The sequence below is a fragment of the Photobacterium damselae genome, assembly GCF_003026815.1.
GTDB classification, from domain to species: Bacteria; Pseudomonadota; Gammaproteobacteria; order Enterobacterales; family Vibrionaceae; genus Photobacterium; species Photobacterium damselae.
On sequence record NZ_PYOG01000012.1, the window covers coordinates 53441 to 76154 of the forward strand.

Annotated in this window: 20 protein-coding genes; 11 read left to right on the forward strand and 9 right to left on the reverse strand. The window is 40.7% G+C overall.

Going from position 1 to position 22714, the window contains the following annotated elements; all coding sequences use genetic code 11:
* Positions 1 to 409 precede the first annotated feature (409 nt).
* The 3 genes from CTN07_RS12280 (at position 410) to CTN07_RS12290 (ending at position 5282) form a co-directional block, all read left to right on the forward strand.
* Positions 410 to 2344: a PrkA family serine protein kinase gene (locus CTN07_RS12280; RefSeq protein ID WP_005298321.1), complete on the forward strand. Its 1935-nt coding sequence runs from the start codon at positions 410 to 412 to the stop codon at positions 2342 to 2344.
* A 50-nt stretch (positions 2345 to 2394) separates the two neighbouring features.
* Positions 2395 to 3666 carry a YeaH/YhbH family protein gene (locus CTN07_RS12285; protein ID WP_005298319.1) on the forward strand — a complete coding sequence of 424 codons (1272 nt, stop codon included), beginning with the start codon at positions 2395 to 2397 and terminating at the stop codon, positions 3664 to 3666.
* 86 nt (positions 3667 to 3752) lie between these two features.
* Complete coding sequence (locus CTN07_RS12290; protein WP_005298316.1) at positions 3753 to 5282, forward strand: SpoVR family protein; 1530 nt, start codon at positions 3753 to 3755, stop codon at positions 5280 to 5282.
* 83 nt (positions 5283 to 5365) lie between these two features.
* Here CTN07_RS12290 and fadR read toward each other — a convergent pair whose 3' ends face one another.
* Complete coding sequence (gene fadR / locus CTN07_RS12295; RefSeq protein ID WP_036763447.1) at positions 5366 to 6217, reverse strand: fatty acid metabolism transcriptional regulator FadR; 852 nt, start codon at positions 6215 to 6217, stop codon at positions 5366 to 5368.
* Positions 6218 to 6813: 596 nt separating this feature from the next.
* Between fadR and nhaB the strand changes: the two genes are divergently transcribed.
* The gene (gene nhaB / locus CTN07_RS12300) at positions 6814 to 8403 is read left to right on the forward strand and encodes a Na(+)/H(+) antiporter NhaB (RefSeq protein WP_005298311.1); all 1590 of its coding nucleotides are present in this window, start codon (positions 6814 to 6816) and stop codon (positions 8401 to 8403) included.
* 220 nt (positions 8404 to 8623) lie between these two features.
* Positions 8624 to 9145 carry a disulfide bond formation protein DsbB gene (gene dsbB, locus CTN07_RS12305; RefSeq protein WP_036763445.1) on the forward strand — a complete coding sequence of 174 codons (522 nt, stop codon included), beginning with the start codon at positions 8624 to 8626 and terminating at the stop codon, positions 9143 to 9145.
* Between the two features lie 78 nt (positions 9146 to 9223).
* Here dsbB and CTN07_RS12310 read toward each other — a convergent pair whose 3' ends face one another.
* Positions 9224 to 9847, reverse strand: a complete 624-nt coding sequence (locus CTN07_RS12310; protein ID WP_036763444.1) for an SEC-C metal-binding domain-containing protein — start codon at positions 9845 to 9847, stop codon at positions 9224 to 9226.
* A 183-nt stretch (positions 9848 to 10030) separates the two neighbouring features.
* Here CTN07_RS12310 and dusC point away from each other — a divergent pair, with 183 nt between their 5' ends.
* The 3 genes from dusC to CTN07_RS12325 all read left to right on the forward strand — a co-directional run bounded on the left by dusC (position 10031) and on the right by CTN07_RS12325 (position 13325).
* Entirely contained in the window at positions 10031 to 10975 is a 945-nt protein-coding gene (gene dusC / locus CTN07_RS12315; RefSeq protein ID WP_005298308.1) for a tRNA dihydrouridine(16) synthase DusC, read from the forward strand.
* Between the two features lie 240 nt (positions 10976 to 11215).
* A complete protein-coding gene (gene ypfJ / locus CTN07_RS12320) occupies positions 11216 to 12079 on the forward strand; it encodes a KPN_02809 family neutral zinc metallopeptidase (RefSeq protein WP_005298306.1) in 864 nt (287 codons plus the stop codon).
* Positions 12080 to 12341: 262 nt separating this feature from the next.
* Positions 12342 to 13325 carry an MBL fold metallo-hydrolase gene (locus tag CTN07_RS12325; protein WP_005298304.1) on the forward strand — a complete coding sequence of 328 codons (984 nt, stop codon included), beginning with the start codon at positions 12342 to 12344 and terminating at the stop codon, positions 13323 to 13325.
* A gap of 127 nt (positions 13326 to 13452) precedes the next feature.
* Here the strand turns inward: CTN07_RS12325 and CTN07_RS12330 are convergent, their stop codons facing one another.
* The 3 genes from CTN07_RS12330 to CTN07_RS12335 form a co-directional block, all read right to left on the reverse strand.
* Positions 13453 to 14304, reverse strand: coding sequence for a CPBP family intramembrane glutamic endopeptidase (locus CTN07_RS12330; RefSeq protein WP_005298302.1), 852 nt, complete (start codon positions 14302 to 14304; stop codon positions 13453 to 13455).
* Positions 14305 to 14504: 200 nt separating this feature from the next.
* Positions 14505 to 14639 (reverse strand): hypothetical protein, encoded by a 135-nt coding sequence (locus CTN07_RS23240; RefSeq protein ID WP_085999117.1) that lies wholly within the window; start codon positions 14637 to 14639, stop codon positions 14505 to 14507.
* A gap of 176 nt (positions 14640 to 14815) precedes the next feature.
* A complete protein-coding gene (locus CTN07_RS12335; RefSeq protein WP_005298300.1) occupies positions 14816 to 15253 on the reverse strand; it encodes a YcgN family cysteine cluster protein in 438 nt (145 codons plus the stop codon).
* A 265-nt stretch (positions 15254 to 15518) separates the two neighbouring features.
* On the opposite strand from CTN07_RS12335, the gene CTN07_RS12340 reads away from it, so the two are divergent.
* Complete coding sequence (locus tag CTN07_RS12340) at positions 15519 to 15773, forward strand: YkgJ family cysteine cluster protein (RefSeq protein ID WP_036763439.1); 255 nt, start codon at positions 15519 to 15521, stop codon at positions 15771 to 15773.
* A 19-nt stretch (positions 15774 to 15792) separates the two neighbouring features.
* Here CTN07_RS12340 and CTN07_RS12345 read toward each other — a convergent pair whose 3' ends face one another.
* A complete protein-coding gene (locus CTN07_RS12345; protein ID WP_005298298.1) occupies positions 15793 to 16038 on the reverse strand; it encodes a TIGR02647 family protein in 246 nt (81 codons plus the stop codon).
* A 251-nt stretch (positions 16039 to 16289) separates the two neighbouring features.
* Positions 16290 to 17147: a Tim44 domain-containing protein gene (locus CTN07_RS12350; protein WP_171027818.1), complete on the reverse strand. Its 858-nt coding sequence runs from the start codon at positions 17145 to 17147 to the stop codon at positions 16290 to 16292.
* Positions 17148 to 17740: 593 nt separating this feature from the next.
* Between CTN07_RS12350 and CTN07_RS12355 the strand changes: the two genes are divergently transcribed.
* Entirely contained in the window at positions 17741 to 18337 is a 597-nt protein-coding gene (locus CTN07_RS12355) for a TetR/AcrR family transcriptional regulator (RefSeq protein WP_036763436.1), read from the forward strand.
* A 14-nt stretch (positions 18338 to 18351) separates the two neighbouring features.
* On the forward strand, positions 18352 to 20229 hold the full coding sequence (locus tag CTN07_RS12360) for an MFS transporter (protein ID WP_005298291.1): 1878 nt from the start codon (positions 18352 to 18354) through the stop codon (positions 20227 to 20229).
* Between the two features lie 84 nt (positions 20230 to 20313).
* On the opposite strand, the gene menE is transcribed toward CTN07_RS12360, so the two are convergent.
* Positions 20314 to 21744: an o-succinylbenzoate--CoA ligase gene (gene menE / locus CTN07_RS12365; RefSeq protein ID WP_005298288.1), complete on the reverse strand. Its 1431-nt coding sequence runs from the start codon at positions 21742 to 21744 to the stop codon at positions 20314 to 20316.
* Positions 21732 to 22706 carry an o-succinylbenzoate synthase gene (gene menC / locus CTN07_RS12370; protein WP_005298286.1) on the reverse strand — a complete coding sequence of 325 codons (975 nt, stop codon included), beginning with the start codon at positions 22704 to 22706 and terminating at the stop codon, positions 21732 to 21734. The genes menE and menC overlap by 13 nt, the downstream gene beginning before the upstream one ends.
* Positions 22707 to 22714: the final 8 nt, after the last annotated feature.

The following is a 22714-nucleotide window of genomic DNA, read 5'->3' on the forward strand; positions in this document are numbered from 1 at the left end:
TCAATGACAAAAAAATAAAAAAACATGATCTATCTATTAAAACCATAAAGCATAGAGAGATAATGCTAGAAAATAACCAACTAATTTAGCAAATCATCCATTTTAATGCTTATCACTGTGATTTTTGACCATTTATCTAATAACAAAAAAATTAAAATTATCTACACTAAAAAGTACCTACATTTTTTTAACAATCAACTTGCATAAGGCATTTTTTAAGAGGATAGTAGGTTTGTGTATAAATTTTGCACAACAGTAAATGTCACAAAGAGATACGAACAATGAATTAAACGATCTTTCACTTAGTAAATCACATTGATCCGAACAGTTTAGGCTTAGAGATAAAGGATGAAATAACTATCGACTTCGCACTTATTCATTGATCAATGAAACGATTCAGGGGGCAGCCATGAGTATTTTTGACCACTATCGTCAGCGCTATGAAGAAGCCAAGGATGAAGAACTGTCATTGCAAGAATTTCTTGATATTTGTCGAGAAGATAGAAGTGCCTATGTGAACGCAGCTGAGCGCCTATTAATGGCAATTGGTGAGCCAGAAATGATTGATACGGCACTAGATCCACGCTTAAGTCGACTCTTTTCTAACCGAGTTATCGCTCGATATAAGACGTTTGAAGAATTTTATGGCATGGAAGAAGCCATCGAGCAAATTGTCTCTTACCTTAAACACGCCGCACAAGGGCTTGAAGAGCGCAAACAGATTCTTTACTTATTGGGGCCTGTTGGTGGTGGTAAGTCATCACTTGCGGAAAAACTCAAAAGTCTAATGCAGAAAGTACCCATTTATATTTTGACAGCAAATGGCGAGCGAAGCCCAGTTAATGATCACCCTTTTTGTTTATTTGATAAAAATGAAGACGGTGATTTGCTAAAAAATGAATACGGTATTCCTAAACGTTATCTTAACTCCATTATGTCACCATGGGCAGCAAAACGTCTGCACGAGTTTGGTGGTGATATTACTAAGTTTAAGGTAGTCAAAGTTCGCCCATCGATTCTTGATCAAGTTGGGGTGGCAAAAACAGAACCTGGAGATGAAAATAACCAAGATATTTCATCCCTTGTTGGTAAGGTTGATATCCGCCAACTTGAACATTTCTCACAAGATGACCCTGACGCATACAGTTATAGTGGTGCCCTCTGTAAAGCCAACCAAGGCCTTATGGAGTTTGTTGAGATGTTTAAAGCGCCACTTAAAGTTCTGCATCCTTTACTGACTGCGACTCAGGAAGGTAACTATAACGGTACTGAAGGACTCTCCGCCCTACCGTTTGATGGGATGATCCTCGCTCACTCAAACGAATCCGAGTGGCAATCTTTCCGTAATAACAAAACCAATGAGGCATTCCTAGACCGAGTCTATATTGTTAAAGTTCCTTACTGTTTACGTATTTCGGAAGAGATGAAGATTTACGAAAAATTACTGCAAAACAGTCAGCTATCAACGGCACCGTGTTCACCAAGCACCTTAGATATTCTCGCCCGATTCTCTGTTCTCTCTCGCTTAAAAGAACCTGAGAACTCAAGTGTTTATTCAAAGATGCGCGTCTACGATGGTGAAACGTTAAAAGATACCGATCCAAAAGCAAAATCGTATCAAGAGTATCGTGACTATGCTGGGGTTGATGAAGGAATGAATGGCCTATCCACACGATTTGCCTTCAAGATTTTATCCCGTGTCTTTAACTTTGATCACTCAGAAGTTGCGGCAAACCCAGTACACCTCTTCTACGTACTTGAACAACAAATTGAACGAGAGCAGTTCCCGCAAGATTTGGCAGATAAATATCTGGAGCACTTAAAAGGGTATCTCATTCCGAAATATGTTGAATTTATCGGTAAAGAGATTCAAACCGCTTATCTTGAGTCGTACTCAGAGTATGGCCAGAATATTTTTGACCGCTATGTCAGTTATGCCGATTTCTGGATTCAAGATCAGGAGTATCGAGATCCAGAAACAGGCCAACTATTTGACCGCGCAGCTCTTAATAACGAACTGGAAAAAATCGAAAAACCAGCGGGCATTAGCAATCCAAAAGACTTCCGAAATGAAATTGTGAACTTTGTGCTTCGTGCACGAGCCAATCATTCAGGAAAGAATCCAAACTGGACCAGCTATGAGAAGCTCCGTACTGTGATTGAGAAGAAAATGTTCTCAAATACAGAAGAGTTACTACCGGTTATTTCGTTTAATGCGAAAACCTCATCAGAAGAGCAGAAAAAACACGATGATTTTGTCGCTCGTATGATGGAAAAAGGCTATACCCGCAAACAAGTCCGCCTCCTATCTGAATGGTATTTACGAGTTCGTAAGTCTTCATAAGTAACAACAGATAGGTAGATGGTTTTCAGGATGAAATAAGGGGGAAGCTTATGGCGCATTTTATTGACCGCCGATTAAACGGTAAGAATAAAAGCACCGTCAATCGACAACGCTTTCTACGTCGTCACAAGCAACAGATAAAAGAGTCTATTGCAGACGCTGTAAATAAGCGCTCGATTACTGATGTCGATAGTGGTGAAGATATTAGTATCCCATCACGCGATATTAGTGAACCAAGCTTTCACCAAGGACGTGGTGGGCAACGTGATGTTGTCCACCCAGGTAACGACCAATTTATCCCTGGCGATCGTATCGATCGCCCACAGGGAGGCGCTGGGCAAGGTGGCTCAGGCGAAGGGCAAGCCAGTCCAGACGGTGAAGGACAAGACGAATTTGTATTCCAGATCTCCAAAGATGAATATCTTGACCTGCTTTTTGAAGATCTCGAACTACCAAATTTACAAAAGAACCAAATGAACCAAATCGTAGAATGGAAAACATTCCGTTCAGGCTATAAGTCACAAGGGGTTCCATCTAATATCGCCATTGTAAAATCCTTACAAAACTCACTGGCTCGTCGAACCGCAATGAGTGCAGGAAAACGACGTCAGCTGCGAGAATTAGAACAAGCACTGGATCTTCTCTTTACCACAGAACCGGCTCAGCCATTAGAAGAGGCTCGAATCAAAGAAGAGATAGAAGTGCTGCGTAAAAAAATTCGTAGTGTGCCTTTTATTGATACGTTTGATTTACGTTACAAAAACTATGAACGTCGACCTCAACCGTCCAGTCAAGCTGTTATGTTTTGCTTGATGGATGTATCAGGTTCAATGGATCAGGCAACCAAAGATATCGCTAAACGTTTTTATATCTTGCTCTACCTCTTTTTAAATCGAACCTATAAAAACGTTGATGTTGTGTTTATTCGTCACCACACCCAAGCAAAAGAAGTCGACGAACATGAATTTTTCTACTCGCAAGAAACGGGGGGAACCATAGTCTCAAGTGCATTACGTTTGATGGATGAAATTGTCAAAAAACGTTACTCACCGGATGAATGGAATATTTACGCAGCACAAGCTTCAGATGGTGATAACTGGGCAGATGACTCACCAGGATGCCGAGAGCTACTTAATAAAGAAATTTTGCCTGTGACTCGATATTACTCATACATTGAAATTACTCGTCGTGCACATCAAACCTTGTGGCGCGAATATGAAGCACTACAAGCAAGTCACGACAACTTTACGATGCAAAACATTCGTGGTGTTGATGATATCTTCCCTGTCTTCCGAGAACTTTTCAAAAAACAGGTAAGTTAATGACAAATACCAATCTTGCAAAATAGATTGGTATTACCAATACACCCAAACACATGGATGTCACTTTACGTTAAGGGGAATGTATTATGGCCACCAGCACTAAATCAAAAATGCTCAGTGATGGACCAGACTGGACTTTCAATCTGCTTGAGCAATACCATCAAGAAATTAAACGTATCGCTAAGCACTACCGGTTAGATACTTACCCTAACCAAATTGAAGTTATTACAGCCGAACAGATGATGGATGCTTATTCCAGTATCGGTATGCCTATCAACTATCACCACTGGTCTTTCGGTAAACGATTTATTGAAACCGAGCGTGGTTATAAGCATGGTCAAATGGGGCTTGCTTATGAGATTGTTATTAACTCAGACCCTTGTATTGCTTATTTAATGGAAGAGAACACCATTACAATGCAGGCTCTTGTTATGGCGCATGCTTGTTACGGCCACAACTCATTCTTTAAAGGCAACTACCTATTTAAAACCTGGACCGATGCCAGCTCCATTATTGACTACCTCCTTTTTGCTCGTAACTATATTACCGATTGCGAAGAAAAATATGGCGTAGATGAGGTCGAAAAACTTCTCGATTCCTGTCATGCCTTGATGAATTATGGGGTTGATCGTTATAAACGCCCACAAAAAATCTCTTTAGTTGAAGAAACTGCCAGACAGAAAGCACGAGAAGATTATTTACAGACCCAAGTCAACGCTTTGTGGCGAACCATTCCTGTCCATAAAGAACTAGAACAAGAAAAACCTAAAGAGCGTTTTCCATCAGAACCACAAGAAAACATATTGTATTTTTTTGAAAAACACGCACCGCTATTAGAGCCATGGCAACGAGAAGTTGTGCGTATTGTGCGAAAAGTCAGTCAGTACTTTTACCCTCAAAAACAGACCCAAGTGATGAACGAAGGCTGGGCTACCTTTTGGCATTACACCATTATGAATCACTTATATGATGAAGGACTAGTTTCTGAGCGCTTTATCATGGAGTTCCTTCATAGCCATACCAATGTTGTCGCGCAGCCAAGTTATAACAGCCCCTATTACAATGGTATTAACCCTTATGCTTTGGGGTTTGCTATGTTCCAAGATATTCGCCGTATTTGTGAAAACCCAACGGAAGAGGATAAATATTGGTTCCCTGATATTGCAGGCTCTAATTGGTTGGACACAGTCCATTTTGCGATGGAAAACTTTAAAGATGAGAGTTTCATTAGCCAGTTCTTATCGCCGAAAGTGATGCGAGATTTTAAGCTGTTTGCGGTTGATGATAATGACCGTCATAACTATGTTGAGATCAGTGCTATTCACAATGAAGAAGGCTATCGTATGATTCGAGAAAAACTCTCTTCACAATATAACCTTAGCAATAATGAACCCAATATTCAGGTGTGGAATGTCGATCTTCGAGGTGATCGTTCACTCACCTTACGCTACATTCCGCACAACCGAATTCCACTGGCTGATTCACACAAAGAAGTCATTAAACATCTACATCGTATTTGGGGGTTTGACGTTATCTTAGAGCAAGAAGAGCCCGATGGCCGCGCAAAGATCTTAGAAACCTGTCCTCCTAAAACCAATTACAATACGGAAATATAAACTGCACACAAAAGAAAAGGGAGAGCTTAATATAGGCTCTCCCTTTACTTATATAATCTGTAGCTCCAACGAACAAATCGTTATTACTGCTCTTCTTCGTGCATATAACGCATGATCTCGTCTCGGTGCATAAACCAAATTGCACCACTATCGCGACCATAGGTACGAATACGCTCAGCAACTAATTCAGGCTGCTGATTATCACAATATGCCTGCATATCACGATAGTAACTTAACGCCAACTGGCACGCTTCTGGCTTCATAAAGTAGTAGCCACCAACACGAGTGTAGATTTTGCGAAGGCCATTAATGGTCAGAACATATAAGGTATTGTTTGAACACTTCGCCATGCCTTGGAACATGCGGTAATCATAAAAGTTAAATGCACGAGCGCGACAAATTGCTTCACACAGTTCAGGATCATCCTTACCGTATTTATCGACAATTTTCTTCACTTCTTGTAGCAACTCAACTTTATCTTCGTTCTCTTCAATAAATTCCGCAAAGCTCTCTGCTGCAAGCAGTTTTTCACATGATTCGATCACATGCTGAATTAACTTGCTTGACTCTTCTGCATTACCTTTAACGGCATAACGCATAAAAATGCTACTGATATCAGTACGAGCTGCCAGCAGATCCGTTAATACTCGTTGTACATCCTGTCCATCTAGAGTAATCAGCGTATCTAAAATATTAAGACCCGACGTATCCATATAATTATTTACGCGGGTTGGCTTACCATGCTGAATGGTCAACCACCCATCACGAGCAAGACGCTGCAATACTTCACGTAAAGTCGTACGGGTTACACCAATCAATTCAGAAAGCTCTCGCTCCGCAGGTAAGATAGATCCCTGAGGAAAGTGATTATTCCAGATGCTTTCGATAATATATTTTTCTGCAAATGTTGCTGGGCTATCTGCCTTTATAACCATTTAACTATTATCCAATTTGCTTCTTGCTTATATTTATATTGACTCATCATACCACTAGTTTTGCCATATCCCCAAACTACTTCCATTATCCTTTTTGTCGCAATTGGCCAAGATGAATATCTACAAAATGTAAACTATAAAGCATAATATTTGCGCAACTAATAACGCAAATTAGTGAACTTAGTTTGATGTTACGCAACATTCCCTTACACTTTTGCCGTTATATTAATCAGCTGAGTGTCTGGCACATTATTGCTCCCATTTTTGTGATGTAATTTTAAGAAAAGAATTAAGTTCAAGTTATTCTCTTGACTGATCTAGATCAAAAGGTAGAGTAACAAGACATGAACTTTGGGAGTGAAATGGATGTGACTGCCTGCTTTAAGTTAAACACCATATTTACCGCTTAATTCAAGTAATAACCTTACTATTGAAGCAGTTAAAGCATCACAACTTATGGTTTTTAGCTTAGAGGTCTCAATAATTCATCGTTACCTACTATTGCACGGAGCAATGTAAGTAACTCGGCCTATTGATTACTTAAGGTACTGCAGCCAGTTCTCTGTATTAACACATAATTATAAGAGACCGTTTACATGGCTATATCTCTAGGGAACGCCTTTATCAAAAATTTCCTCGGTAAGGCGCCCGATTGGTACAAAGTTGCAATTATTGCATTTTTAATTATTAACCCTATTGTTTTCTTCCTTGTTGATCCTTTTGTTGCTGGTTGGCTTTTGGTGGTTGAATTTATCTTCACCCTAGCCATGGCACTGAAGTGTTACCCGCTCCAACCTGGTGGCTTACTGGCTATTGAAGCCGTTGCTATTGGGATGACTAGCCCAGAGCAAGTAAAACACGAATTGGTTGCCAATATTGAAGTTCTACTGCTACTTGTGTTTATGGTGGCAGGTATCTACTTCATGAAGCAGCTGCTACTGTTTATCTTCACCAAGATCTTAATTGGTATTCGCTCAAAAGTTTTATTGTCGTTGGCATTTTGTGTCATGGCCGCATTTCTTTCCGCTTTCTTAGATGCTTTAACTGTTATTGCGGTTGTTATTAGCGTAACAGTTGGTTTTTACAGCATCTATCACAAGGTAGCTTCCGAACAAGATCCAAATAGCCAGCATGACCACACCTCTGATGAAAATGTGCAGGAAGTGAGTCGTGATGACCTAGAAAACTATCGTGCTTTTTTACGTAGCTTATTAATGCATGCTGGTATCGGTACCGCTTTAGGTGGCGTAACAACCATGGTTGGTGAGCCACAGAACTTGATTATTGCCGATCAAGCTGGCTGGCAGTTTGGTGAGTTTATTATCCGCATGGCTCCAGTGACAGTGCCTGTATTTATCTGTGGTCTACTCACCTGTATTTTGGTCGAAAAGTTCCACTTATTCGGATATGGCGCTCGGTTACCAGAAAATGTACGTAAGATCTTAGTTGATTTTGATAATGAAGAGCGTAAAAGTCGCACTAACCTCGACTATGCCAAGTTAATCATTCAAGTTGTGATTGCTGTATGGTTAATTGTAGGTTTGGCTCTGCACCTTGCCGCGGTTGGCTTAATTGGTCTTACTGTGATTATTCTGGCAACATCATTTACCGGGATCACCGAAGAGCATGCACTGGGTAAAGCGTTTGAAGAAGCGCTACCTTTTACGGCACTATTAGCGGTATTTTTCTCTATCGTTGCCGTTATTATCGACCAACATCTGTTTGCACCTATTATTCAATGGGTACTGAGTATGGAAGGCAGCGCTCAGCTCACTATGTTCTATGTCGCAAATGGTATTTTGTCGATGGTGTCAGATAACGTCTTTGTTGGTACGGTATACATCAACGAAGTTAAAGCAGCTCTGCTTGATGGTGTCATTACTCGCGATCAATTCGACATGCTAGCCGTAGCAATCAATACCGGAACGAACCTACCATCGGTTGCAACACCAAATGGTCAAGCAGCATTCTTATTTGCTCTAACTTCGGCAATTGCACCACTGATTCGTCTTTCTTACGGTCGTATGGTCTATATGGCGCTGCCGTATACGATTGTACTGACATTAGTAGGTCTTGCTGGTATTGAGTTACTTCTTGTACCAATGACCCATTGGTTCGAAGCTACTGGTTGGTTAACCGCTCCTGCAGCAGAAGCCATTCAAGCTGTTGTCCCTGCGGCTCATTAAGAAGCAAGAGTTTTAGACTAGGTAACAAAATATCATAAGGCCAGTTTACTTATTACTGGCCTTATGATTGAATCTTTGCCAATTTCAAAGGTCATAGATAAGTAGTTACCTAAGAGCAAAAACCTTGTAGCTTCAATTAATTAGTTATATATGATTACCCAACCAATGATGCTCTACCTAAACAGGAAGCATTGGTGTTCCAATATCAGAGAATGACATAATGCAACTGATGCAATTTTTTAACGCCTATTCAAAAAGCCGTAAAGCTTGGCTGACCCTATTGTTCTGTATCATCTTTTTTGAAGGCTGTGCCCTATTTTTTGAACATGTCATGGGACTTGCACCTTGCGTTATGTGTATTTATGAGCGTGTAGCAATGATGGGGATTGTCGTTGCAGCTCTAATTGGTTTAATTGCACCGCAGTACCCTTATTTCCGCTGGTTAGGTTTAGCTGGATGGGCATACAGTGCGTTTCGAGGATTTGAGTTAGCTCAAGAGCATGTTGGTTATCAGTTTAATCCATCACCATTTGCAACTTGTGACCTCTTCGTAAAATTCCCTGATTGGGCACCTCTAAACCATTGGGCTCCTTGGATGTTTGAAGCTTATGGGGATTGCTCAAAAGTGGTGTGGAGTTTCTTAGGCCAATCAATGCCACAATGGCTAGTGATCATCTTTGCTGTGAACCTACTGGCATGTGCTGTGATGATTTTGGCGCAGTTTTTTAATAAGAAAGCTTAAATAGAACCAATTAAATAAGCCCATAAGTAAAAAAAGCGAAGTTTAACCATAACTTCGCTTTTTTGTTATCTGCAGTGATTACTTACCGCAACACTGCTTGAATTTTTTGCCACTGCCGCACGGACACGCGTCATTACGACCGACATCTTTAAATGGATTAACCGCTTGTGCCCCCGCTCCAATTTGTAGCTCATCACCGGCCATCATCACTTCAGTTAACATCAAAGAGAGTTGCTGGCATAAAATCTCAAGCTCTGGCATCGCATCAATGCCAGCTTCTTGCATCTGAGCACGAGTCTCTTCTTCATCAACTAGTAGCATTAAAGTTGTGAGTAAAGCAGATAGCATACGCATAGTGCCATCATTAATTGGTTGTTCTGCCCAGTTTGGTTCAATGTGTTGCCAAACAGACAAAAAACCTTGGGCAAATTGTGCTAAATTTGCACGGTTCTCTTCAGCCCATACTAACGTTGGATCTAACTGATACTCGCCAGCTTTAACGGTACGATATTGCAATTCAAAGTGATTAAGAATAAGCGTTTTATCATCATCACTAAGGGCTACATCACTCCCAAGCAGTTCTGGCAACCAAACTTCTGGCTCCATTGGTTTTGGGTTTGAATTAGCAGCAAACAGTGCACCTTCAATAAATGTTGCTGACATGCCCTGCCAATGGTCAGGAAGTTTGATTAAATCGGTCATTACTTATCTCAATTAAAATGAGCAAAAGAAAATAATTATACCCAATGGTCGAGAATATGCGAACCCGAGAAAAATCCAACCATAAAAACATCAACATTAAAACAGAGGTGACAAGCTAACTCTCAACCTCTAAAATCACGCCCCTTACTGTGAATTCATCCTTTATTAAGAGTTAGCTAACCCATGCGCGTAATTTTAGGTCCGATGGAAGGAGTGCTCGACCATTTAATGCGAGAGATCTTGACCGATATTAATGACTATGATCTCTGTGTTACTGAATTTGTTCGAGTTGTTGATCGCCTTTTTCCTAACAGTGTCTTCTATCGTCTTTGCCCTGAATTACACAATGGGGGAAAAACTCGTGCAGGAACCCCAGTTCGCGTGCAAATTTTAGGACAAGATCCAAATTGGATGGCAGAAAATGGCCGTCGAGCTGTAGAACTTGGCTCCCCTGGTGTCGATATTAACTTTGGTTGTCCAGCTAAACTGGTAAACAAAAGTAAAGGTGGCGCAGTATTACTTAAAGAACCAGAGCTCATCCACCAGATCGTGAAATCTGTTCGTCAGGCTGTTGATCCCACCAAACCGGTTACAGCAAAGATTCGCCTTGGCTGGGACGACCCTAATCACTGCTTTGAGATTGCCGATGCCATTGCTCAAGCTGGCGCGGATGAAATTACCGTTCATGGTCGAACTAAAGAAGATGGCTATCGCGCAGAAGAGATTAAGTGGGATTACATTCATCAATTACAACAACACAGTCCTATCTCAATTGTTGCCAATGGTGAAGTATGGAATTATCAAGACGGCCAACAGTGTATTGCCACTACAGGCACCCAATCTTTGATGGTTTGTCGCGGCGCAATTAACCTGCCAAATTTAGGTAATGTCATAAAATATAACGCTGACCATATGCCATGGACCGAAGTATTAGACCTATTGCTGCACTACTCTACGTTTGAAATTAAAGGTGATAAGGGCTTGTACTACCCTAACCGAATCAAGCAGTGGTTTGCCTATTTACGTCATGAATATCCTCAAGCAAAAGCACTTTTTGCCGATATTCGTCGTCATAATAAAGCTCAACCTATTGTTGATATTCTAACTCAAGCTCGCGCTGCGCTTTAAGTCAAACACGCTCCTAGCTCTTTTCAAATAACAGATCATATACAGGGTCTTATGATGGCCCTGTTGATCTAAGTTCAGTCATCCTATTTTGTAATGTTCCCTACTCACTCCATACCACTTTTGTCTGCACTTTGTAAAATTTTCTGCTAACAGCTATTATTTGCCGCCATTTTTTTGTCACAGCCAGATCGATTGGTTTATCCTCGACTAAAAATTAAATAGATAATCAAAGGTAACAGTATGCGTTGGCGCGATTCCAAACAAAGTGACAATATCGAAGACAGACGAGGCCAAGAACCCGCTCAAGCAGGTATGGGTGGCGCGGGCCTTATCCGTTTGATTCCATTTCTGATCCGAACCAAAGTCGGTCGTATTATTTTATTGGTCGGTGCTGCATTTTTCGCTGTTCAACATTTTACCGGCGGCTCATTATCTGGCTCACAAAGTCCATCCAAAGCAAGCTCTCACGTTGCTAACGATGAAAATAAACAATTTGTCGCAGCCGTTCTTGGTACGACAGAAACCGTTTGGAAAAATCATTTAGGTAATCGTTATCAAGAGCCAACTTTAGTTCTGTACAACAAAGTCACTCGTACAGGCTGCGGCGTTGGGCAAGCACAAACAGGCCCATTTTACTGCCCAGCAGATCAAAAGATTTACCTTGATCTTAGCTTTATGAAAGAGCTAAAACAGCTCGGTGCACCTGGAGATTTTGCCTTTGCTTATGTGATTGCTCATGAAGTCGGTCACCATGTTCAAAATCTATTGGGTACCAGTACCAAAGTACACCAACTTCAACAACGTAGCAGTAAAGTTGAAGCCAATAAACTGAGTGTGATGTTAGAGTTACAAGCTGACTGTTACGCTGGTGTTTGGGGACACGATGTAAACAAACAGATGAACATGCTAGAGCCTGGTGATATCGAAGAAGGTATTAAAGCTGCCGATGCCGTTGGTGATGACCGCTTACAGCAAATGGCAGGTCAAGCCGTGCAGCCAGATGCATTTACCCATGGTTCTTCTGCTCAACGTATTGCATGGTTTAAAAAAGGCTTTGAATCAGGCGATCCTCGGGTTTGTGATACCTTTAGCTCAGTACAATAGTACATATCATTGGTAACCCAATAGGCTCAGTAAGGTCATCTCTTATTGAGCCTTAATTTTTCGGCGATTTCTCTCCCAAATCCATAGCCCTACAGTGCAACCAGTAGCTTTAGCACAATCAGAGCGCCTAAAACACATCACACCATAAATCTCTAAATAACTTCATCGAGATCCCATTCTCAGTAAAAATAACTTTGTGATCTGAGTATCTTTTTGTATATAGCCTCAAAATTTTGTGGAATATCGATTCAAGAAGGATCTTATGGTAAGAAAACTGATTGCTGCTATGCTGTGCTGCTACTCAACATTAAGTTACAGTGGCTTTGATGTGGTTACGCTAGGTGCTAAAGGAGGCATCCAAGATGGTAACCTAACTGCCTTTATGCTCAAATCTAACAGTGATGATAACTACATTACATTAGACGCAGGAAGCTTAGTAAATGGATTAAGAGCTGCGGTACAAAAAGAAGCTTTTAACGACCTTACTGTACCTCCTACTTGCGATTATAACGAAGTCGGTTATCTGCTTAACAAAAAAATCAAAGGCTACTTTATCAGTCACGGCCATCTTGATCATATTGCAGGCCTTATCATTTCATCACCCGATGACAGCTCTAAAACTATCTATGCTCTACCATCGGTTCACCAAACAATTAGCCAACACTACTTTAACTGGAAAGCTTGGCCTAACTTTACCAATCAAGGCGAAGGCTACAAACTTAATAAGTATGTACTTACCCCATTATCAACCTCAGGCTGGCAGCAAGTTAAAGGAACAGAGCTAAAAGTTAAGACCTTTCCTCTAAGTCATTCTGGTATTGAGTCTAGTGCTTTTTTATTTGAAAACTCAGCCAAAGAAGCGGTGATTTATCTTGGTGATACTGGGCCTGATAGTGTTGAAAACAGCCAGTCATTAGATACTATTTGGAAGCAATTAGCCCCTTATATCAATGCAAGGCAGCTAAGAGGGATCTTTATTGAGTCATCATTTAGTAATAGCACGCCAGATAAAGCCCTCTTTGGCCACTTAACTCCTAACTGGATACAGGCCGAGCTAAATAAATTGGCGTCATACACGGATAATCCCCAGGCCATAGCAGGGTTAAATGTTGTGATTACACATATAAAATACAGTTTAAAACAAGGCCCAGATCCTAAGTTTGTTATTCAACGAGAGCTTAATGAAAACAATCCATTAGGTATTAATTTTATCTTCACAGAGCAAGGGGATCGCATCAAGCTCTAACTTAAAGACAAGTCAAAGATAAATCTGTATTGATGGTAAGTAGATACTTCAAAAAGAGAGTGTCTACTTACTATTATTCTATACTCCAATCCCCTGATTTATCTCCAAGCACCATGTTTTGAATAAATCATGCTTTTAATAATGGATAAGTAAAAAAGAGTAAGTGAATCAGATTAAAGCAAAAATGTACGGCAATAGCTAACGTCAGCTTTTTACTCCAATAATAGCTCAGGCCATACAATCCACCTGCCAGTGCCGCGACTATAACCAGCATTACCCCACCAGCAATGTGTGCAATACCAAACAATAAGCTCGCAAAAATTATTGCCCATACGATAGGCAATTTACGCGCTAACTGGGTTTGAATATAGCCTCGAAATAACACTTCTTCTGCAACACAGGTAAAGAGTAAGTTATTAAAGATAAACCAGCCAATCCAGCTCGGTACGATAAAGTCAGGTTTTACAATCCCCACTCCCATCGCAACCAATGGCAGGACAACTAGGCCAACGCCAATACCCAGCCATTGTTTGGCCGTTAATTGCCACACAATAGGTTTATCTCCCATCATATTTGGTAATAGCAAAAGCAAACCAAACACGATCATGGGTTTATCTAAATTGAAATATAGAGTAAAAGGCACACTATCAGGGCTGGTGATGACTTTATCTAATACCAATAGATTATGAAACCCAGGTAGAGCGTGAATAGTTAGCGCAATAGCCCACCCCAGCACAAAAATATGCCCCGCAATGTACCAATAACCCCGACTAAACTTCTGAGTCATATAAGCAACGGCTAAACCTATTATGACCACGAATGCACCAATTGGAGTCAGCACTCCAACCCATAATGCGGAGATTAGCGTCATCCCAAGCGGTAATGACCACCATGGCTTAGACGATGATATCGCGGTCACAATCGACACCGCGAGCAGTAGCCAAACAATAAGTTCGGGAGTTGATGGAAAGATAAACATAGAGGAAAGATTCTTATCCGTAAGAAAATGAAGAGCTTATTATATGAGGAATAATGATATTAAGAGAAATGCTATTAGGTAATATTTTGCGGCTCTTGATGACAAAAACAGACAAAAAGCTCGCGTAAGAGATTAGGAAGCAAAAACGAATTAGGTAACGACTGATTAAAATCGGTAAATTGGACTATTATCCCAACGCCCTACTTGCGATTCTCTTTGTCTTGTAAATACTCAGCATACTTTTTAGAAATTAATTGAGGCATATGAAGCCCGGTTTTACGAACCAAATACCAATCTAGCGCAGCTAAAATAATTAAGCCTATTATCGTTCCCATTTAAAAATTCTCCTTAACCGTTAAATCATCACGATACCAAACCATTGGTAAAATTTATAAAGCATTCATACTTATGGTTTTGATAAAAAAGCAACTCAATATAAGTATAAACACACAAACAGAAGATACAAAAAAGCTCGCGTAGTAGCGAGCTTTTAATAAGAGCGAGTGAAGTATTAATTACGATGAGGATGATTCAAAATATGATCTTCCCAATCGATCACATCAATTTCATACACAAATTGATCGCGAACTGATTCGCCAGCATCATGCATTGCATCTTTAGAGCCCGTCAATAATGGGTGCCATTCCGGTAGTGATTTACCTTCAGCCAATAGACGATAAGCACAAGTTTCAGGTAACCAAACAAACTCATCAATACGTTCACGAGTTAGTTTCAAACACTCTTCGCCAGATTCGAAGCGGTTTGCGTAATCTTTACAAGAGCATGTTTTATTATCAAGCAGACTACAACCTACATTGGTGTAATAAATAGCATCAGTATCATCATCAATCAGTTTATGTAGGCAGCATTTACCACAACCATCACAAAGTGACTCCCACTCTTGCTCTGTCATCTCTGTTAAGTTTTTTTCTTGCCAAAACTGCGTCATGATAGCTACACCAATTTTATTCGATCATTCAATTAAAGAATGCGGTTTATATCGATCCATCAAGCAAAGTGCAAGATCATCCTACCTATTAATATCACTATAGGTTAGAAATAAGAGGCATTCTTAATTATCGTTCGGCTAATTATTATTGATACAGAATTTTGACCCAACAGCAAATGAGTGGTAACTTTCGCCCCCCTTATGGAGTAGAGTCATCGGACTTATCGCTTATAAGTTGAGTTAATTACATATAAAGAGGTAAAAAATGGAATGCAGACTAGGCTGTGGAGCATGCTGTATTGCGCCAAGTATTTCATCACCGATCCCAGGAATGCCACAAGGTAAACCTGCGGGTGTACGCTGTATTCAACTAAACGAACAAAACCTCTGTAAACTCTTTGGCAAGCCAGAAAGACCAGAGGTTTGTCATCAATTTAAAGCATGTAGTGATGTTTGTGGTACAAGTAATGAAATTGCCCTACAAACTATTACTGAATTAGAAAATATCACCGTGAGCTAAACTCGCAAGAGATAATTCCTTACTCCGACACTTTGCCGGTTAAAATGCGTAAAGCCGCTTTTGCATGCTCAACCGCTTGATGGCCGGCATAAGTTAAGTAGCCCCCATCTTCTTGAGTTACCAAACCTTTTGCATAAAGACGTTTAGCAGCCTCAACCATCTCTGGTGTTGCATTACTGTGAACCTTGATCCCCTCAAGATTTGAGTGCATTGGAAATTTAACCAGAAGATTCATTTCATTAACGATATCAGCGGTATATGGCATAGTCACCTCGTTACAAATGCTCCGCGAGCGGAATTAACTTATCTGTGTTCATACTAACCCTAGCAAAGAATAAAAATAGGTGTAGAGATCATGTTCTTGCAATCTTTACTTAGATAAGCGAGATCTAGCTCAAACAAATGAAATATCACGCATTTTATCTCATTTTAAACTGCATAAATTTTCAACAAAAAAAGCCGCATCAACATAATATTAACGCGGCTTTCTCAATAACTAGGTCTATATAACTAAGCTTAAGCTTGAATACCTACAATTAACCAAGGTGCATTTGGCGTACGAAGATCACGCTCTAGGTGCCACACATCGGTAATATCTTCCTCAACACCTTCATGGCTATCTTTATAGCGACCAGAGAACTGGATACTTAACTGAGCCATGTTCGCATCGTAATCTGCACGTACGACTTCAGCATCGACATACATCACTTCAGTATGTTGCTCACCATTGAGTTTCGCACGCTCAGCCATTAGATCGTTAAGCAACGCAGGAGAGACATATTCACGAATCTTAGCCAGATCGTTTTTATTCCATGCTTCCTGAATCGTACGATAATGTTCACGAGAACCGTTCAAGAATGCATTTAAGTTAAAGTTCGGCGGTAAATTAAATGGCACATCGCTGTCAGGAGAGAAACCCGTTGAAGCACCATTTGCCGCTTGACGAAACTGAGCTTGTTGTTGATTACGCTGTTGAGGGGAATTCCCTGCATACGCTTCACGATGACCCATTGGCGTACCTTTGTTTGCTCTCATGCCTTTTAGTAGCTTGAAGATAACAAATGCGATCACACCAATGATCAAAATATCCATAAAGTTGATGCCATCAAAAGCACCACCAAAGAATGCAGCAATCAAACCACCAGCGAGTAAGCCACCTAATAAGCCCCCCATCAGACCTTTCTTACCTGATTGAGTATTGGTTGCTTTCTTTCCAATCGTATCGGTTTGCTGTGGTTTTTGCTGCTGTTTCATAGGCGCGGTCTTATAGCTTTTGCCAAAAGACTTACCGCCACCAAATTTCTTTGCTTCTACATGCGGAGCAGCAAACGACACCGCAATAATGAGAGCAAAGAGGGTAAAGAAACGTTTCATAATGATATCCAATACCTTTTTCGATTGTGATTTACCCTTATACCTAAAAGATAACCTATTAGAAATATGAGCAATTCTTTGCATCCTAGCGACATCTAACAGAAAGTCAATGAAGCCAAAGAATGAAATTGTTACCAATAATTATCGCTGCTTATCAAAATTCTTGCAATTTTCATCAATCCGTCTCTTTTTCGCGATTTAACCGTATGAAATCGTAAAATTCACTATTAATCGAACGGTTGAACAATTAAAATTGAGAGGTAAACAAAAAAAGAACTCAATTATTTTTTGATAAAAATGCGTTGAGTATAGATTCGGTTGGCAGAAATCGATCTTTAGGGCACTAAAGATTAAATTTATAGTCAAAGTGAGTGTATGTTCGATATTTACCCAGAGATAAATGCCAATATGGATATTAAAAGCCATCAGAATATACATCAGCAGAATAATCGCACTCTGTGATGTTGACCCTTATAGGCAATTAAACTTAAAATATCGAACGTCATTCTATATCCCCGATAGTTAGGGATTGCGGCACAACGAATAACAATAATTACAACATAATAGAATCTTTTACTTAAGAGTAGTATTCAATGGCAAGAAGAAACGACCACACTCGTGAAGAGTTGGTAAATATGACTTTGGAGCAGGTTAAGAATTTTCTTAACGAACATCCACACCATGAACTTAGCTTACGTAAAGTAGCGGCAATGATCGGCTATGTTCCTAGTACGTTAGTAAATGTTTTTGGTAATTACAATTTATTGTTACTGCATGCTGTTGCTCAGACACTAGACGAAATGTCGAAGGAAGCTGAAGCTAGTATGAAAGAAGCAACCTCAGCAGAAGATGCGCTTCGCAGACTGGCATATTGTTACTTAGAGTTTGCAACTCAGCATCCTTATCGTTGGCAGTTGATTTTCCAACATACGATGAATGGTGAAGATCTACCTGAATGGCAATCTGAGCGTATTGATAATATGACAGGTATGCTAGAAGCATTAATCCGTCAGATCACACCAAATAAATCAGAAGATGAAATTCTTGAAGCTAGCCGTGTTCTTTGGGCTGGTGTTCACGGTATTACACTACTAACGGTTGATGACAAGCTATTTACCTCAACACCTGTTGATGGCAAAGCGCTTATTGATAACCTGCTGAACACTTACTTAAACGCTTGGCATAGCTAAACGGACATTTATCTATGGCACTATCGCCCCACTCTAGCCTTTTGAGAAAACAACGTTTTCTACCATACTTTTTAACTCAGGCGCTTGGGGCATTTAATGATAATGTCTACAAGAATGTTCTATTAATATTAATCGCCTTTGCCGCACCCGGTGCTTTACCTTTTAGTAGCGATCTCGCTATTAATATCGCGGCAGGGCTTTTTATTCTCCCCTTTTTTCTGTTTTCAGCATCTGCGGGTGTTTTATCAGATATCTATGATAAAGCACAGATTATGCGAATCGTAAAATTTGCTGAAATCATCATTATGGCGTGTGCAGCCATCGCTTTTATTACCCAAAGCTATCTTATCTTGCTTTTCTTACTCTTTTTGATGGGAACACAATCAGCCTTCTTTGGCCCGGCTAAATACGCTTTGTTGCCACAACATCTAAAAAAAGAAGAGCTAATTGCAGGTAATGCTTTAGTTGAAATGGGCACATTCTTAGCCATACTACTAGGAACACTCTTTGCTGGTGTTATCGCAGACAGTTCACAACATGCCCACCTTTTTGCCGGTATTTCAGTGGTCACTTTCGCCATTTTAGGTTATCTAACCTCAAGAAAGATCCCTGAAGCAAAACCGAGTCTTCATGGTGTTCAATTTCAATGGCGCCCTATTGAGCAAACAAAAACGACACTGGCTATCGCTAAAAAAGACAAAACCATCTTCCAATGTGTTATGGGGATCAGTTGGTTTTGGTTTTTAGGAGCTTGCTATTTAACACAATTTCCCAACTTTACCCGAGAGAGCTTAGGTGGTAGTGCAGCTTCAGTTTCATTATTACTGGCCCTGTTTTCTATTGGTATCGCTATTGGGTCCATGCTTTGTAATAAATTGTCTCATCAGCGAGTAGAACCCGGTATTGTGACATTAGGTTGTATTGGCATGACACTCTTTGGGGCTGATTTGTATTTTGCAACACCCAATATTGCCCCAGTTACCCAATCTGTTTTTGACTTTTTAACTCAACCAGAGCTTATTCGCGTTTTTGTCTCTTTGGTGATGTTGGGCGTTTCTGGTGGTCTTTTTATTGTGCCTCTTTACGCCTTAATGCAAGAACGCTCTCCTGAAGATGAGCGAGCACAAATCGTTGCCGCTAATAATATTTGGAATGCCATTTTTATGGTATTTAGCTCATTGGCAGCAATCATCTTTATCTCTGTTTTGAAGCTTTCTATTCCTGAGTTTTTCTTAGTTCTTGCAATAATGAATGCGTTGGTAGTGATCTATATTTACCGACAAGCCCCTGATTTTTTCTGGCGTTTTATTGTCTGGTTAGTCAGCCATACTATGTATCGTGTTCGTCATAAGAATGTAAAAAATATCCCTCAACAAGGTGCGGCACTGTTGGTGTGTAACCATGTAACCTATATGGATGCCCTATTGCTAGCAGGAGCTTGCCCAAGACCGATTCGCTTTTTAATGGATATTCGCCTATACAAATTACCGATGATCAACGCCTTTTGCCGTGCTTGTAAGGTGATCCCTGTCGATAGCCAAGATCGTCGCTCTATTCAAAAAGCGTTTAATCAAATTGATACGCTATTAAAAGCTGGCGATATTGTCTGCCTATTTCCTGAGGGACAATTAACTTATGACGGTGAAATTGGTCCTTTTATGCGCGGGGTAGAGGTCATAACAAAACGCAATAAAGTGCCGATTATTCCAATGGCACTACAGGGTTTATGGGGCAGCTTCTTTAGTCGAGAACGAGGACGAGCAGTACTAAAACGCCCAAAACGGTTCTGGTCGAAAATCAATATTATAGTGGGTGACCCGATTTACCCGCCCGAGGTTTCAAAAGAAGAGTTACGCGCTCAAGTCATTGAGCTTCGCGGCTCTGAAAGATGATCGATACGATTTAATAAGAAAGCCCTCACTTCATTAACTGAATGTGAGGGCTTATTTATTGTTAAGCCATTTTAATAATGAGTTCTAAAAACTGTAATGGCTTACCCAATCAGCAAGTTGTTTACGAGAAATCTTAATGCCCGATTCCATGAAAATTTCAGGCAATGCCACATAATGAATTGGTCGTTTAAAGCTGGTCACATGTTCTGCCATGTAGCTTTGTAACTGAGCAACTAACCCATCATCAAGAGCATGGCTGGTAACCAAAATAGCCACAGGACGTTGACCAAACTCATCATCCGCTATCGGTAAGATAAAGGCCTGATGAACACTTGGATGAGCTAATAGAACCTTTTCGATATCTTCTGGCTGCACATTTTCACCTCCAGAAATAAACATATTATCGACTCGACCTTGAATAAATAGCTCATCATTGTGCCAAATACCAAGATCTTTAGTAGCAAACCACTCGGGCTCTAATTCATTATTTCCTACCACAGGAAAAATGGTTTTATTACGATAATACCCAAGGCATAAAGCTTTACCTTTAACAAGTATCTCGCCATCACGCAGAAATAGCTCTCGATTCGGTAAGACTTGCCCAACACCAGCGCTGTCGTCAGCCAATTTTGCTGTTACCGTTGAGCCCATTTCTGTCATGCCATAGCCGCACCAGCACTCAATGCCAAGACTCGTTGCTTGTTGGGTTAAGGTGACAGGAATAATGGCTCCCCCTAACAAAACACGTTTTAATTGTGCAGTGCGCTGATTTTGGCCTAGATAATCCAAATAACGTTGTAATTGCGTTGGTACTAATGATGCGTGAGTAACAGAATCTAGCGCCTCATTTAAAGGTTGTTTATCATTGATAGCTAAACAAGCCCCTTGAGATAACCAACGCCAAATGATAGCCATTCCAGAAATATGAAATAGCGGCAGAGATAAAAGCCAAGTGTCAGCTGCTAAATAACCAAATCGAGCCAGTAAACCCGATGCATTAGCAAGATGAGATTCAGGTGAGTGTACCGCAGCTTTTGGCGTTCCGGTTGATCCCGATGTTAAAGTCAAGGTTACCGCTCGATGCGCTTGCCACATCACCGGAATCATCTGTTGGGTTTGAGCCAATTCAAGAGTTAATGTCTGGCCTGATAATCCCGTTAGATCGTAATCTACAGACCAGATAAAATCATGTTGCAACTGAGCTAACTGGGTTGAAACTTCAGCTTTCGTCAGCTTGGGGTTTAATCCGACATAACGAGCCCCTACACGCCAAATAGCCAACAGCATCCATAATGTCTGTTCACTATTAGGTGCAATAACCGCAACCAACTGATCTCGCTTAACCCCTTGAGCTAATAAGCTTTGAGCATAAAGATCAATATAGTGTGAGACTTGAGACCAAGTCATATTAGCTTGTTGCTGATCGCCACCTAACCGAAGTGCAATATCATCGCCACGTTCTGTCGCCCAATATTGCCAAGGCCAAGTCACGAAATCATGATTTATTTCTGGCATATAATCTCTAACTCCGATAATGCCTTTACAGGTAAGTTCGATTCTGGCCACGGGGTTTCTAACTGCTCAGCAAACAACTGCATGGTATCTAGCCCTGGAATCACACCCGGTGTTAACCATTGTGCCACACGCGCTAATTGATTCAGACCTAAGCTTGATTCTAAGCTCGAACTGATCACCGCGGTTAAGCCCTGTTGATGCGCTTGCTCAACCAGCTGACGGCACTTATCGATCGAACCCACTAATGTCGGCTTAATAATAATAGCAGCAACACCTGGCTCCGCTTTAACTTCAAAACCGTCATCACGTACGGTTTCATCCCAAGCGATATTAATACCAGTCTCTTGCGCAAAAGCCAAACTATCTGCTGGATTTCGACATGGCTCTTCTAAAAAGGCAATACCTGCACGAAGTTCTGGTTTGACGTATTTAGCAAACTGTTGTGCTTTTAATGGCGTCCATTGACGGTTTGCATCCAATCGCAACTTAAGCTCAGGGATCGACTCCAAAAACATATTTGCGACAATGCCATCACGCACAGCTTCATATAAGCCTACTTTAATTTTCGCAACTTTATCACCAGACATTTGGTTTAAACGTACCACCAAATCATCTGGATCGCCTGAACATAGTGGAGCAACTTGATAGTTACCTTCGACTGGCAGTGCTTGAGATAATTCCAACTGAGCCATGCTAAAACCAAAAGCAACAGATGGCGACACCGCATTTAAATCCACGTCACCAGTTTCAACCCATTGCTCGATCAATGCCTCAGCTTGCTGCTGTGCTTGTTCTAGTGTCTCATGACTGAATTCAGGAAGAGGCGCAATCTCACCAAAACCACAGCGTTCGCCCTCTTTAAGCTCAACAATAAAACCATCTCGGGTAACCAATCGTTGATTACGTAAAATGACACCAGAATCCATAGGCAGTTGGTATTGATATAACTTAGCGCTTCGCATGATCGATA